The organism is Bacillus zhangzhouensis, from assembly GCF_000715205.1.
Classification (GTDB): domain Bacteria; phylum Bacillota; class Bacilli; order Bacillales; family Bacillaceae; genus Bacillus; species Bacillus zhangzhouensis.
In genome coordinates this window covers 197,625-212,263 of record NZ_JOTP01000003.1, presented here as the reverse complement: position 1 = coordinate 212,263, position 14,639 = coordinate 197,625, and the positions used below count along the sequence as shown (strand labels likewise).

Genomic DNA, 14,639 nt, shown 5'->3' with positions numbered 1-14,639 from the left:
ATAAACCTCCAATTATTGTCCAAGCAGTTGAGAAAGGTAGCCAGATTGGTTGTTTAGCTTTTGAATTGCACTATCCATGGCGTTAAACTTTGTATAGTAACGGGCTTCAACCAGCTTCAAACGGTCTTGGAACGTACTCATTCGTTTGCCCAAAGAATCAAGGTCCTTACCAAGTCCATATTCCTTTAATTCCATCGTTGTGCTACCAGCCTTTGTTTGAATGCTCTTCGAGAAGGCTGATAAGGAATTTTTGACACGATGAATGATTCCTTGTTCTTTATATTGCTGCTGCGCTTTGTCTTTATCTTTTGAATCCACATTTAAACTACCCGAGATGAACATTTGACTGACCTTCTGTGGATCTGCTTCAATGGCTTCTTTTAGTTTCTTTTCATCAATTACAAGCTTTCCGCCATCTTTATATTTATCTGAAGTGGTAATTCCGATTTGTGTGATGTGAATTTTATTCGCATCACTTGTCGTAATATCAGCATAAAAATCACTTCTTATTTTAGAGGCACCAGATCGTAAAATGGAATCACTTCTCAGCAAGCCAGACTTCGCGGTCGTTTCCCATAGCTCCACTTCTTTGTCAGACATCCCTTTTTTCTCTTCTGCTGTTAATGGTTGATAGTCTCTGTTTCTTTTTTCATTGACTTTACCATTAATCTGCTCAACGAGCTCATTGTATTTATCAACAAATTGTTTAATCTTATCAAAGATTGTATCCACATCTGTTGAAACGTTTAAGCTGACAGGCTTATCGGTTGTACCTTTAAGCTCGTACGTAATACCAGCCTGTGTGAACGTATTATTGTTATTTTCCATCTTAAGGCCGTTAATTTCGTATTGTGCTTTCTGCCCTTGCGTTGTCGCAACTAATTTGTTATCTCCATCTACTTGGAAGCCTAATTGCGTTAAAAATGAAGCAGAATTACCATCAGCTGCTTTAATACTGACACCTTCACCGGTCGTACGGGAAGTGAGAGCAATCGTATCCACGTAGTTGGTCCCATCAAAAATTTGGCCTTTATAAGCCGTGACACCTAGTTGAGAGTTGTTCAATTGTTTCACGATTGAATCAAGGGTATCTGTATCAGTGGTATTAATGGTCACTGTTTTTGGTTTTGTAGAATCTGGTGTCGTCACCTCAAATGTAAACGTGCCATTAGCTGGTGTATATCCAGAAGTTCCAGACGATTTGAAGACGGAAGCTGTTGCAAGTTGGGTTACATGGATTGAGCCAGAAGTAGCATTTGTTGATCCATCAGTTGATCCAGTTGCAGTAACAGCAGATTCATTTGAGCTGGTCACTTTTTTTGCGCCATATGTACTTGGACGCGTTAAGTTTAAACTGTTAATCAAATCATCTAATTCTTTGACTTTCGAATTAACCTCGCGATAGCTGTCTCTTTGCCATTCTAGCGTTTGTTTCTGACGTGTCATTTTATCAAGTGGTACTTGTTCAGTTTTCATCAGCTTTGAGACGATTTCATCAATATCAAACACATTTGAAAATCCAGTAATTCGATTAACCATTGTTTATGTTCTCCCTTCAATTACATTCTTTTATCTACAAATAAACCGACAATCTCTGTCATTGCCGCATAAAAATCGAGCCATTCCTTGGAAGGAATTTCTCTAATGACTTCTTCTGTTTGGTTATCTACGACTTTGACATAATATTCATTGAGTTTTTCATGTAATTCGAATTGAAGATGAAATTGAGTAGGTTCAATGAGCTTATTTGCTCCTTGAAGCGTTTTTTCAATTTCTTCTTTTGAAACAACCTTGCCATTTGCTTGTGATTCAGAGTTTACATTGCCATTCTGATTATTAGAAACACGGGTTTGAAACGCATCGATAATTGGCTCAAGTGATGTCAACTTACCAACAGACATAGTTATTCAGCTCCTGTGCTTTAATCTACCTTTTATATCGGCTTTGAATTTTCAAATTAAATATAGATGGACCGATTTGTTAAAGTTTCATATAGATGGTGAACATCCACACAGAAACGTGGAGAAGGATAGCTGAACCAGATACAAAAATCCTCACTTTTTTTGTGAGGATAATTGAGAAAGAAGATCTAAGGACAAGCTCGCAGCACGATTGTTCTCTTCTTGAATAGACAGGTAAACTTCCTTCCTATGAATATCGATGTGCTTAGGAGCCTCAATCCCGACTTTCACTTGATCGCCTTCGATTGATATAATCTTGACTTCAATATCATCACCTATTTGAATCGACTGGTTTAATTTACGAGACAGCACTAACATGAGGATGCCACCTCTAACAAATGTTTTGTATGATAGGCTGAATCATGCAAAATCACCTGCTTGGCTTTCATGTTTTTCCGGTTCACAATGATAGGCGCTCTTAAATTGGCTGTCGTTTTTTCAATAGAGGATTCCATTGTTAATATAACCATTACTTCCACATCATTGGCATCTTCTACTGCCAGAATGTCTACAACCGTCTCGTCCAAATCAAATTCGTATTGATTGAAGAATAAAAATGGGCTGCTGACGATAAAGCCTAATTCTGCGTTTTTCAATGATTGAAGAACTAAAAATGGAGACTCTTCTGATAAAGGCAAAATGACAAACTGTTTTTGATCCAGAAATCCTGGTATCCCATTAGAGAAGTTGATGATTTGCTCCTCTTTAATTGTCACTTCGCCATGGTATTTTGTTTGAATGATCATAATTCACGACCTTTTTCGTTTTTCTTAACTATACCTTATCACCATTTTGACCCGTTTCGTCAACTTCTATTTTTAATTCTGGGTATTGTAACATATCAATATTTACTTTACCTTGCTGGTAGTTAACGATCGGTTTATGAGGTGTTGCCTCAATGACAGCTTTTTGAGGCTCAATATCAATTTTAACCTCGGATGGCTGATAGTGAATTTTGACACTAAAGAATGAAGGAATCACACCGATGGTGAATTGCTTCGCTGGAGGACTGCCATTGATTTTGGCAAACTCGGCAATGGCATTACCACCATCCTCAATCTTAATCAGTTCGCTTCCTTCTTCCGCTCTTCGGCCCATTCCTTCGCCAATAGCACGTTTCCCCTCAGCTGCCCATTCCTCAGAACGCCTAAAAATCGACTTGATATCCATATCGGCAAATGCCTCTGTTTGATCAATGGTTAATTTCGAAGGTGTTCTTGTGATGTTCATGACAGCTCTTGGCTGCTGAATCTCAAGATCAGCTCTTGGCTGCTCTACTTCTTGTCTAGATGGAGTCGTCGACATTTGCAGCTTTGCATAGGTTTGTTGCATTAACAATCTAGGGATTTGCATAAGTTCACCTCCACGATGCAAAAAAGCACCCAACGGATGCTTTTTATTATCTTAAGAAATCGACAAGGGATGGCTGAATAACTTTTGCTGTCGTTGCTAAAGCAGCTCTATTCACAACCTCTTGTTGAAGAAGATCAATAATTGCTTTCTCACTTTCTACATCTTCATTATCTGATTTGGCATTTTTCAGTACTTCGAATTGTGAAGTCAAGCGACTGCCTACTAAGTCAATCCGATTCGATCGGGCACCAAGATCTGAGCGCTCTGCACTCATCACTTCTTTAAACTGATCGATACTTCCTAATGCATCATCAGAATTCGCGAACGTTCCATTTTTCAATGAGTTTTCTAAATCCGTCAGCATTTCAATGACATTTTGACCGCTGGCAGACTGTCCACCAAACGCTGAAATTGGATTTGAGTTCACATTTAAAGTGATACCATCAGAAATGTTCGATTTAACGGAATTTGCATCTGTATAGTTTTCAAAGTTAAATGTAAACGTACCGTCTGCGTTCTCTACAACTGGTTTTACATTTGTATTTGTTCCATTAAATACGAACTTACCTAACATCTGAGTATTCATTGCATCAATGATTTGTTTCTTCATCTGACCAATTTCCACTCCGATAGCCTCTAAATCTTCGGGCTGCTTTGTTCCATTCGCCGCATCAAGCACTTTGTCTCGAATATTTGACATAATATCAATGATTTCAGTGACACTTGTTTCAGATGTATCAATCCAGTTTTGTGCTTCATTTAAGTTTTTCTGATATTGTTCATTTCGAAACATTGCTGTACTATATTGAAGGCTTTTGACTGCTGCAACAGGATCATCAGACGTTTTCGTGAAACGTTTTCCTGTTTGTGCCTGCTCATTTATTTTAGAAAGTTTTTCATAACTTTTACTAATATTGCGAAGTGAGTTTTGAGAAATCATACCTTGCGTAACTCGCATCAGTTATCCCTACCTTCCTACGACACCCATGCCGTTGATTACTTTATCTAATATTTCATCTTGTAATGTCACAACTCTTGCCGCTGCATTATACGCATGCTGAAATTGGATCATATTCGTCATTTCTTCATCGATGGAGACAGCGCTAGTCGACATTCTGCGTTCATTGGCTGAGTTGACAAGAGCCGCTGAACTGCTTTCCAGCGTCATGTTCTTTTTCCCTTGTATCCCCATTTCAGCAATGACATTTTGGTAGTAATCCTGAATCGTCGTCGTATTTCCACCAATTGCCAGCTTCAAGTCTTGAATATTGGCTAATTTCGTAGCATTCGAACCGTCACCCTTCGTACTATTGAGAGATGCGGCAATATTATCTGTTGATGCTAAAATCACATCACTCACTTTGATACGAGCTGCCAAGCCTTTATTCAAATCATTGTTATTCTCGATGTCAAAAAAGTCTTGTCCGCTTGCCCCATTTAACGTGTACCCTTGCTTATGCACGTCGTTAAATGTATCCATGAATACTTGTGCTACTTCATCTAGCTCTGCAAGCATGTCTGGGTACATTCCTTTTTCAGCACCATTTGACATGTAGCCATACGCCTCAACAAGTGCTTTTACTTTACCATTCACCTGTAATTGATCTGCTGCAATGGTTGTTGTTCCGAATTGAAGTGAGTTGACAAGTCCAGTCGTATTATCATAGGAGATTTGCAGTTCAGACTTTTCGTTGGTAATGCCATTCAAAATCGTCCCAGCAGATTGTCCATTTGCACCGATAATGTCGATGTTGACGGTTCCTTCAGCAATTTTGAGTGCATTTCCGCCAGATGGGTTGTAGCTCACCTTAATATCAACAAGTGAGGATAACTGATCGACCAGCGCATCACGCGTATCATAAAGATCATTTGGAAGATATCCATTTGGCTCAACCGTTGCAATCTGTTTGTTCACTTCATCTATTTGAGATAAAAGAGTGTTCACATTTTTTGCTGTTGAATCAAGTTCTGTTTTTAAATTCTTTTGTATCGTTGTTAAAGAAGAATTGAGCAGACGGAATTGGTCTACTAAAGCCTGTGCACTTGTTTTAACTACTGTACGTGCAGATGCAGTATCAGCATTTTTCGATTCTGATAGGACCTGTAATGATTTCCAAAGATTATCAAAGGCTCTGTTTAAGCCTTCATCTGTCAAATCATTCATAACCCCCTCCATTTGTGAAAGGGCATCAGACTTCGCTGAATAGTAAGACAAATTGTTGTTATGATCTCTGTATTGTAGATCTAAAAAGCTGTCTCGAATTCTTTCAACGGTCCCAACTTGTACTCCTGTCCCCATTTGGCCGTACGTCTTGCCATCATAAACAGAAATTACTGGGTAAGGATTATCTGCTTTAAAGGTAACTCTTTGTCTTGAGTAGCCCTCTGTATTTGCATTGGACACGTTGTTTGATGTGACATAAAGCCCTGCACGTTGGGCTGTGATTCCTCTTTTTGCCGTTTCTAGTCCCATGAATGTAGAACCCATTGGTATCCTCCTTGTTTACGCCTTCGAATCAAACAAAGCCCTATGCTGTTTAGGCTTTGAACTCTCAAGACCATTTTGTCCGTAATTCATATGTTCTTTATTAGGGTTAACGAGATCGAATGTCAGTGAAATAAATTGAAGTGACTGCTGAATGAGCTGTTTGTTTAGTTCATTTACATCTTTCAATTCCACCATGATGTTATTTAGTTTCTCATATAACGAAATGAGCTCTTCTTGATCCGTACCTTCAGCCTTTTCGATACATGCGGTGATTGTCGGCGGTTGATCACTTTGTAAAAATTGAACTGTAGCTTCAATACGCTTTTCTTCTAATTGAGAAATGGCCTGAATATATTTTTGCTCTAAATTCAGAACCTCTGAAAGAGCATCGATCTCATTGCTTTTCAGCATTTCTGTTTTATCCTTAGACAGCTTTAGAAGCTGTTCATGTAATCCATAGAGACGATGCAGCTCTTCAATAATTATTTTAACTGACATTCACGCTACTCCTTTTGTTATTGTTGTTTATAAAAATTCAGCATTTTATCTGCAATACCTTTTGTATCTACCTGATATGTTCCGGCTTCAATGCTTTTTTTAAGTTGGTCTATTTTATCTTGACGTTCTTTCATTAAATTCGGCACCTTTTGCATTTCGATTGCCTTTTTAGAAATTTCGACTTTATCAGTTGATTTTGCTTGATTCGATTGCAACGTTTGTTTCTCATATGTTTTCTTGTAAGGATTTACTGGTTGTGTTCCATATCGATTAATTTTCACGGGATTCCTCTCGCTTTCCGTTACAGTCTGTCTTGATTCTATCCATTTTATCGACCAAACTGCAACTTAGTTTAGGGAATCAGTCGTTTTTAGGATGAATGGCATAATAGGTGTCTTTTTTCCTAGATTCAATCTCCTTTTTACGCTCCTCTTCCTGGTTCATTTGGCTGATTTGCGAATGAATATCCTGTTCACATTGGCTGCACAGCTTGTTTTTCCTGATCGGTTGGCCGCATCTTTCACAAGGATAGTTGATATTCGGAAATTGACTAATTTGAAGCCTTTTCAAACGGATAAATTTCAAAATTAATTCTTCATCAACATCTGTTGCATCTACTATTTCAGCAATGGTTGATTGTCTGTTACTTTGCTTCCGCAAAAATTTATAAACGATATCAAAAGAACGTTCTTCTTCTTCAAAGCATTTGTTACAAACCGTTTGGATGGTGGTTTTTAAAAATAACTGATTACATTGTGGACAGTTTGCCAATTGATTCATAACCAAAACCCCTTACGTTATTTTCTTTTCTTATTATCGGTTAATTATCATGATTTTTAACTACGTATCAACGTAAAAGAGGAAACACTTTTGGCACCTGCGTCTTTTAAAATTTTTGCCGCATCATAGATGGTCGCCCCAGTGGTATAGATATCATCAATTAATACAATATCCTTTTGAAGGATTGCATCTGACTGCTTTAATTGGAACAATCCCTTTTGATCTAGACGTTCATTTTTACTTTTCTTGGACTGCTTACTTTGATGAATTTTAACGAGTGGGTGCAGTACAGGCATACCAATCAAAGAAGCTAGTAAGGCGGATTGATTAAACCCTCTTTCCTTTAACCTTTCTTTACTTAAAGGGATTGGAATCAGCACAGGTTCTTTAATAGAAAAAGAACGCTTAAACACTGCTCGTATATCTCTTTTAAACAGCTCAGCTAAAGCAGTATCACCTCGAAATTTAAATCGAGCAAGGACGCCTTTCATAAAGTCGTTGTAAGCATAGACAGACCTATTTTTCACGAGAACGTCAGAAAAATCGGGCCGTTCATTCCATCGTGAACAGTCCCGACACAATTGGTTATTTGACTGTTCTCTTCCACATTTTGGACAAATAGTGTGATGAATCTTCACTAGGTGATCCTTACATGCTATACAGAAGATATCATCATTTGATAGAAGTAATGATTTCCATGTAAAAGCAGCCACAAAATGCCCCTCACAAATTGGGCAAATCAACTGTTCTCCTTATTAAGCGGTTGACAATTTTCGCATCTCGGAAATGTTGTGACCTTTGAAGCAGCTTCTGTCAGAATGACCAGCATAGCAGTATTCTTCTGTTTATCCACCATCTCGGATTTACTGTAGGATATTTTATCAATATCTGTTATATATTGCGGCTTCACTTGATTTAGTGAAATCGCTAATACATCTTCTATACACTTTTCACAATGACAAATCATGTTTAATTGATTGAGATATTGGTAGAGGATTTCCTTGAGTAGTATTTCTTTTGCATTGAGTAGCATATTTTGTCTCTCCTGCCATTTGTGTATTGTGAATATAATGTACCATGATTTAGTTAAACCCACACTATTTTTCAGAAAACTCCTGTGCAGCTGTATCATTCATGTTTACGATATGCTTCTTCGCTTGTTTCATCCTTCTCGTTAAACCAAAATGAAAAAAGAAAACATCTCCATTAGAATATTGAGGATGCCTGCCCACCCTTCCAGAAATTTGAACAAGTGCACTTTCTGTAAAAATAGTAGATTCAGCACCTAGTACACCCACCTGAACATTTTGAATGGTTACGCCTCTTTCGAGAATAGTAGTAGTAACCAGTACATCGTATGCGTAATCTCTGAAGTGTTGGACCTTTTGTTTCCTTTCTTGATCATCAGCAGATACACCCTCTACATTTACATGATGCTCTCGAAGAATCTTCGTTACCTTCTTCATCGTGGAGATAGAAGGAACAAAAAGCAAAACCCTTCTCTTTCTTTTAATATGTTTCTCTAGCCAGTTCATTACAGTAGATGGCAGCTCATTCTTGTTTAATTTCTTTTTCCAATGTCCAATCCATTGAAATGACGGAACGGGTAAAGGTTGCCCGTGGAAACGCAGAGGGATTTTTATCGCTTCTAGTTGCCCACGAGAAACATCTCTTTTCATTTTTTTAGAAGGTGTGGCACTTAAGTAAATCCTAACCCCTTTTTTTCTCATGGCCTTTAAAACAGCAAATTGAAGACGTTCATCGATTGAATAAGGAAAGGCATCGACCTCATCTACAATGAGAACATCAAAAGCATTTTTGTATCTCATGAGCTGATGGGTTGTGGCGATCATAAGCGGCGCTATTTGGAATCTTTGAGGGCTCCCACCATAAAGCACAGCTATATTCAGCCCTTGAAATACTTTTCTAATTCGCGGCTCGAGTTCAAGCACAACATCTGTTCTAGGCGTCGCAATACAGACACTCATTCCTTTATTTAACGCGTATTCAATTCCGTGAAAAAGCACCTCCGTTTTCCCTGCCCCGCAAACAGCCCAAACTAGTAGATCAGATTTATTTTTTATCGCTTCTATCATTTTTTCTGACGCTTTCTTTTGCCCTTTAGACAGCTCTCCCTGCCATGTTAATTCAGATTGAAATGTTTCTTTCATTTGTGGACCCGTCCATTCGTACAGAGAGCCACATTCAGTTACTTTTCCCATCATGATGCATGATCTACAGTACACACATTCTTTTTGGCATATTTCACACGGTGAGAGAGCAAAGTATCGTTTGTTTGATACACCACATCGGCAGCATGTAAAACCGCTCGCTCTCCTCTCAATGGCAGAAGTTCTATTTACGAATCCTTTCTCCTCCAGCCAATCCAAATCAGGCTTCGTGCATCGGGTTTCAATGGTAAGTAGGTGACGTGATTGCATTTGTCGCCTTAGTTCCATCGCTTTCTCCATGTTCAATTTCTCCAAACACCTTTCAACTGATGTTTGCCTATTATGTACAAAGACAAGACCTTTCGTCCAACTGTCAAAATTGAAAAATAAACCCCCTTTTCCATGAGAAAAGGGGGTTTTTGAGATCTATCTAATCATCCAGCCAAGACCTAATGATCCTTCGCCTAGATGAGTACCAATCACAGCACCAAAGTAGCTTTTATAAAATTCGACATGAGGGTACTTTTCTGATAAATGTGCAATCAATTCTTCTGCTTCTTCTTCTCTATTTCCATGAATGATTGCAGCTCTCATCGGTACACCACGTGATGCATCTTCATCGAATAATTCAAAAATGCGTGAAATGGCTTTTTTACGTGTACGAATCTTTTCAAAAGGGACAATTAGCTTGTTGTCAAAATGAAGGATAGGCTTTACCTTTAAGAGGCTTCCAATAAAAGCCTGGGCACCGTTTAATCTGCCCCCTCTTTGCAAATGAGTTAAGTCGTCCACCATAAAATAGGCTCGTTCGCTTTCTTTTAGATAATTTAGATGTGCTAAAATCTCTTCTGGAGAAGCACCACCTTGGATTTTTTCAGCAGCTTCTAATGCATAAAACCCCTGCACCATACAGCTAGTTTCTGAATCAAACGGGTAAATGTCAATTCCGTCAACTAGATCGTTCGCTGAGGCTGCACTATTATATGTTCCACTAATTCCACTTGAAAGGTGAATACTAATCACAGCATCGTATGTTTCACTTAGCTTTTCATATAATTCTACTAGTTCACCAAAAGCAGGCTGAGAGGTTGTTGGAAGATCTTTATATTTTTTGACTTCTTCATAATACGTCTTCCAATCCATCTCTAATTCTTCACGGTACGATTCGCTGCCAAAGATGACGTTAAGGGGGATCATATGAATTTGATGTTTATCACGTAGCTCTTGTGGTATATAAGCAGTACTGTCTGTTACAACGGCTATTTTCATTCTTAAATACCTTCCTTATTCGTTACTCTTTTTTATTCTAAAAGAATGATCTTTGTTTTTCATTAGATTTATAATAGTAATCAAAAAAGCCTGCCTAATCAATAGGCAAGCCCGTTATATCCGAAAAAGCCTCCTTATCCTGCCTATCATTTCTCTCAAACTGAAAATGTGAGAGAACCAAAACAGGCGAAAAAGGAGTACTTGTCCGGAACATTATCTCATTTCTACCCAGCCGTTTTTAATTGCTACAACAACAGCTTGTGTACGGTCGTTTACATTCATTTTTTGCAAAATGTTACTTACGTGGTTTTTGACTGTTTTCTCACTAATAAAGAGCGATTCACCAATTCCTCTGTTGCTCTTTCCGTCAGCTAACATTTGAAGAACTTCACATTCACGTCTTGTTAAGATATGAAGTGGTCTGCGAATTTCAGGATATACCTCATGCTGTGGATGTGCTGAAACGCCACTAGTTGCTAGACGTCGGAATTCATTTACTAAGTTATGAGTGACTTTCGGATGTAAATAAGATCCTCCGTCCGCTACTACTTTCACTGCTTCAATGAGAGTGTCTGCATCCATTTCTTTTAACAGGTAACCTCTCGCTCCTGTTTTCAATGCATGTGTCACATAGTTTTCATCGTCATGAATAGATAGAATAATGACTTTTGATTCGGGATAAAGCTCTACTAGCTGCTTTGTAGCCTCTACACCATTTACATTCGGCATATTAATGTCCATAATGACAACATCCGGATGATAGTGCTCTACGATACGTGCAGCTTCGTCACCGTCGTCTCCTTCTGCAACTACTTCAAAAGTAGGTTCAAAATCTAAAATCCGTTTGACACCTTCACGGAATAATTGGTGGTCATCAATAATTACAATATTTACTTTAGTCACAAGCTACGCCTCCCCATGTTTATTGTTCTACACCTGAACTTTATGGTCAATATGTCTTTTGACTCTATTTTACAATTTTATTTTGCAATGTTAACGGCACTCGAATCATGATGAATGTCCCTAGACCTATTTTTGAGTCTATGGTCATTTTACCTTCTAGTAAGTCTACGCGCTCTTTCATGCCAAGTAAACCGAAGGATTTGTTTTTGTTTGTTTTAACATCTTTCATATCAAAGCCTTTTCCATCGTCTTTGATAATTAATGTCACAAAGTCTTTCGTTACTTCTACCTTTACAGAGATTTCTTCAGCTTCAGAATGTTTTAAGGAATTTGTGACAGCTTCTTGGGCTAGTCTAAATAGTGCCACTTCAAATTGTGAAGCAATTCTTTCGTTTTCTGTATCACCTAGGCATTGGAACGTAATCTTGGTTTTCCCATCATACTCTTCAATTGTGTTTAAGTATTTTCTTAGCGTCGGAATGAGACCCAAATCATCTAATGCCATCGGTCTTAAATCATAAATGATTCTTCTCACTTCGTATAGTGCATTTCGCACATTCTGTCTGAGACTTCTAATTTCTTTAAAGCCTTCTTCTGTACCTCGGTCTCTAAAAATCCGTTCAATTAATTCAGAACGCATCATCACGTTTGCCAGCATCTGAGCAGGACCATCGTGAATTTCCCGGGATACCCTTTTGCGTTCTTCTTCTTGAGCTTCAATAATTCTTAGTCCAAAATCTTGTTTTGCCTGAGCATCTTCGAGTAAAACGCCCACTTGGCGTAAATCCTGGTTGAGATAGTTCAGAACAACCGTAATTTGACTCACAAGCGTTTCAGAGCGTTCAATGACGTCCTGTAAGCTTAATAATCGTCTTTCCAGATCGTCTCTTCTCTCTCTCAACTGCTTCTCACGCTGCTGGATCATGGTGAGTTCTACTTGCAGATTATGTGCTTTTTCGTAGGCCTCTCGTATTTCTTCTTCGCTGAATTTATTGAAGTTTCTGCTGACCTCAGATAAGCGATTTCTAGCATGTCTCGTATGGACTTCTAGTTTATCCCCGAAATCAATTACCTCGTTTACTTGCTGCTTGATTTGCTTAAGCTCTTCAACTAGGCTCTCATATTGTTGACGGGACTGTTCGCCTATCCTAAATACTTCGTCCTTGCTGCCATCAACTGTACTTAGCATTTTCATGATGATTGAATCCAATAATTTCGGATCCATTTTGGGTGTTGTCATGGCTTTTCCCTCCCGTAACAGTGATGTCATCTTTTTTTATTATAAATGTCATTGATCTGCATTTTATGTCGAATTATAATGAAAGAATGCGTATAAATCTTGAAGTTTTTATGACGACCCTTTTTCCGCTCCTATCATCATAACAAAATACGCTGTAAAATTCTAAAACCAATACAAATTTTCTCTAGCCTTACAATTTGCTTGTCAGGAGGGTATGTCTTTTGCTGAATCGCTATCTTACAATAAAAAGTCGTGGCGAGCATGAGATCGTCATTGAAAAATCGCGTTTTATTTGTCATATACAGCGTGCTGTCTCTGAAGAAGAAGCACAAGCATTTATACAATCCATTAAAAAACAACATTGGAATGCCACACATAATTGTTCAGCATATCTCATTGGTGAACATGACATGATTCAAAAAGCAAATGATGATGGTGAACCAAGCGGAACGGCAGGAGTGCCAATGCTTGAAGTGCTAAAAAAACGGAAGCTTAAAGATACAGTCGTTGTGGTCACTCGTTATTTCGGCGGTATCAAATTAGGTGCCGGTGGATTGATTCGTGCCTACGGAAAATCTGTATCAGAAGCAATTAATCATGTTGGTATAGTAGAACGCTGTTTAATGCGTACGATGCACACAACAATAGATTATACATGGCTTGGAAAGGTAGAGAATGAGCTTAGAGCCTCATCTTTTCAGCTAAAAGAAATCCATTATGCCGAAGATGTTATTTTTGAGACGTATGTAGAAGAAACACAAACAAAGCAGTTCATTGAATGGATGACGGAGCTTACAAATGGAAAGAGTGTTACAAAAGAAGGCGAACTTATTTATTTAGAAAAGGACATTGGTCCGATAAAGGAGACAGATGAATGGCACAACGAGTAAAAGTGCGTGTACGAAAGAAAAAGAGTAAGAAGAAAAAGATTATCAAACGTATTCTGGTCTTATTTTTGCTTCTCTTCATCTGCATGGGCGGATTTGCAGTGTATAAAATTGTGAATACACTTCAGGCAGCTGACAAAACATATGACGAACTAGATCGCGGAGAGAAATCTAGGCTCCGTGATGCTGTCATTGATATTAAGAAGAAACCTTTCTCCGTTCTATTTGTCGGAATTGAGGATTATGCTACGAATGGTGATCATGGCCGTTCAGATTCACTCATTGTTGCAACCATTAATCCTCAAGATAAAACGATGAAAATGATAAGTATTCCTCGTGACACACGGGTACAGCTTGCAAGTGACACGACCGAAAGTAAAGAGAAGATTAATGCGGCATTTGCTAAAGGTGGAAAAGACGAAACGATTGAAACTGTCGAACAATTCTTGAATATTCCGATCGACAAATATGCAACAGTGGATTTTGACGGCTTCAAAGATGTCATTGATGAAGTGGGTGGAATTGATATAGATGTTCCTTTTGACTTCAATGAAAAAAGTGACGTCAAAAAATCCAAAAAGATTTACTTCAAAAAAGGGAATATGCATTTAAACGGGGAAGAAGCACTTGCTTATGCTCGGATGAGAAAACAAGATCCACGTGGTGATTTCGGGCGTAACGATCGTCAGAAACAAATTTTACGAGCCATGATTGATCAAATGGCGAAGCCAAATAATATTGCAAACGTGGATAATATCGCAAAAGAAGTAAGTGATCACATTACGACCAATTTCCGTATCACAGAAGGACTTGCTCTTCAGCAAATCTACAGCGGCTTTAAGGGCGACGACACAGAAACGCTGTCTATTAAAGGATCAGACCTTTATCTAGGACCAAATCGCACGTATTACTTTGAGCCAGATCAAACCAATTTAGCTAATGTACAGAATGAATTAAGGACGCATTTAAAGCTTCCTTCTGAGCCTTCAACCGAAACAGATTCACAAACCAATCCATCCTCTGGTGAAACAGGGACAGGGACGTCAGATACCCCTCAAACAAATTCATCAGGACAATAAAAAAACAGCC

At 38.4% G+C, this 14,639-nt stretch carries 18 protein-coding genes; 2 read left to right on the top strand and 16 right to left on the bottom strand.

The window, feature by feature from the left end; translation table 11 throughout:
- Positions 1-12: 12 nt before the first annotated feature.
- From BA70_RS04300 to degS, 16 genes are all read right to left on the bottom strand, one after another.
- Positions 13-1,539, bottom strand: coding sequence for a flagellar hook-associated protein 2 (locus tag BA70_RS04300; protein ID WP_034318614.1), 1,527 nt, complete (start codon positions 1,537-1,539; stop codon positions 13-15).
- 20 nt (positions 1,540-1,559) lie between these two features.
- Positions 1,560-1,901 (bottom strand): flagellar protein FlaG, encoded by a 342-nt coding sequence (gene flaG, locus BA70_RS04295; protein WP_034318611.1) that lies wholly within the window; start codon positions 1,899-1,901, stop codon positions 1,560-1,562.
- A gap of 153 nt (positions 1,902-2,054) precedes the next feature.
- Positions 2,055-2,279: a carbon storage regulator CsrA gene (gene csrA / locus BA70_RS04290; RefSeq protein ID WP_008360181.1), complete on the bottom strand. Its 225-nt coding sequence runs from the start codon at positions 2,277-2,279 to the stop codon at positions 2,055-2,057.
- Positions 2,273-2,707, bottom strand: coding sequence for a flagellar assembly protein FliW (fliW, locus tag BA70_RS04285; RefSeq protein WP_034318608.1), 435 nt, complete (start codon positions 2,705-2,707; stop codon positions 2,273-2,275). The genes csrA and fliW overlap by 7 nt, the downstream gene beginning before the upstream one ends.
- 28 nt (positions 2,708-2,735) lie before the next feature.
- Entirely contained in the window at positions 2,736-3,314 is a 579-nt protein-coding gene (locus tag BA70_RS04280; RefSeq protein ID WP_034318605.1) for a DUF6470 family protein, read from the bottom strand.
- A gap of 46 nt (positions 3,315-3,360) precedes the next feature.
- Positions 3,361-4,272 carry a flagellar hook-associated protein FlgL gene (gene flgL / locus BA70_RS04275; RefSeq protein ID WP_034318602.1) on the bottom strand — a complete coding sequence of 304 codons (912 nt, stop codon included), beginning with the start codon at positions 4,270-4,272 and terminating at the stop codon, positions 3,361-3,363.
- A gap of 9 nt (positions 4,273-4,281) precedes the next feature.
- The gene (gene flgK / locus BA70_RS04270; protein ID WP_034318599.1) at positions 4,282-5,802 is read right to left on the bottom strand and encodes a flagellar hook-associated protein FlgK; all 1,521 of its coding nucleotides are present in this window, start codon (positions 5,800-5,802) and stop codon (positions 4,282-4,284) included.
- Between the two features lie 15 nt (positions 5,803-5,817).
- Positions 5,818-6,300, bottom strand: coding sequence for a flagellar protein FlgN (locus tag BA70_RS04265; protein WP_034318596.1), 483 nt, complete (start codon positions 6,298-6,300; stop codon positions 5,818-5,820).
- Positions 6,301-6,317: 17 nt separating this feature from the next.
- A complete protein-coding gene (gene flgM, locus BA70_RS04260) occupies positions 6,318-6,581 on the bottom strand; it encodes a flagellar biosynthesis anti-sigma factor FlgM (RefSeq protein ID WP_034318592.1) in 264 nt (87 codons plus the stop codon).
- A 79-nt stretch (positions 6,582-6,660) separates the two neighbouring features.
- Positions 6,661-7,080, bottom strand: a complete 420-nt coding sequence (locus BA70_RS04255) for a TIGR03826 family flagellar region protein (RefSeq protein WP_034318589.1) — start codon at positions 7,078-7,080, stop codon at positions 6,661-6,663.
- 56 nt (positions 7,081-7,136) lie between these two features.
- Entirely contained in the window at positions 7,137-7,493 is a 357-nt protein-coding gene (locus BA70_RS20790; RefSeq protein WP_275574576.1) for a ComF family protein, read from the bottom strand.
- A 326-nt stretch (positions 7,494-7,819) separates the two neighbouring features.
- Positions 7,820-8,113, bottom strand: coding sequence for a late competence protein ComFB (comFB, locus tag BA70_RS04245; protein ID WP_034318587.1), 294 nt, complete (start codon positions 8,111-8,113; stop codon positions 7,820-7,822).
- Between the two features lie 64 nt (positions 8,114-8,177).
- Positions 8,178-9,251 carry an ATP-dependent helicase ComFA gene (locus tag BA70_RS04240; protein WP_338058929.1) on the bottom strand — a complete coding sequence of 358 codons (1,074 nt, stop codon included), beginning with the start codon at positions 9,249-9,251 and terminating at the stop codon, positions 8,178-8,180.
- Positions 9,252-9,677: 426 nt separating this feature from the next.
- Positions 9,678-10,520 carry a DegV family protein gene (locus BA70_RS04235; RefSeq protein ID WP_034318584.1) on the bottom strand — a complete coding sequence of 281 codons (843 nt, stop codon included), beginning with the start codon at positions 10,518-10,520 and terminating at the stop codon, positions 9,678-9,680.
- A 213-nt stretch (positions 10,521-10,733) separates the two neighbouring features.
- Positions 10,734-11,423 (bottom strand): two-component system response regulator DegU, encoded by a 690-nt coding sequence (gene degU, locus BA70_RS04230; protein WP_008348273.1) that lies wholly within the window; start codon positions 11,421-11,423, stop codon positions 10,734-10,736.
- Positions 11,424-11,487: 64 nt separating this feature from the next.
- The gene (gene degS, locus BA70_RS04225; RefSeq protein ID WP_024719243.1) at positions 11,488-12,663 is read right to left on the bottom strand and encodes a two-component sensor histidine kinase DegS; all 1,176 of its coding nucleotides are present in this window, start codon (positions 12,661-12,663) and stop codon (positions 11,488-11,490) included.
- Between the two features lie 221 nt (positions 12,664-12,884).
- Between degS and BA70_RS04220 the strand changes: the two genes are divergently transcribed.
- Together BA70_RS04220 and BA70_RS04215 are read left to right on the top strand one after the other, a co-directional pair.
- A complete protein-coding gene (locus BA70_RS04220; RefSeq protein WP_034318582.1) occupies positions 12,885-13,553 on the top strand; it encodes a YigZ family protein in 669 nt (222 codons plus the stop codon).
- On the top strand, positions 13,538-14,629 hold the full coding sequence (locus BA70_RS04215; protein WP_034318579.1) for an LCP family protein: 1,092 nt from the start codon (positions 13,538-13,540) through the stop codon (positions 14,627-14,629). Before BA70_RS04220 ends, BA70_RS04215 begins: the two co-directional genes overlap by 16 nt.
- Positions 14,630-14,639: the final 10 nt, after the last annotated feature.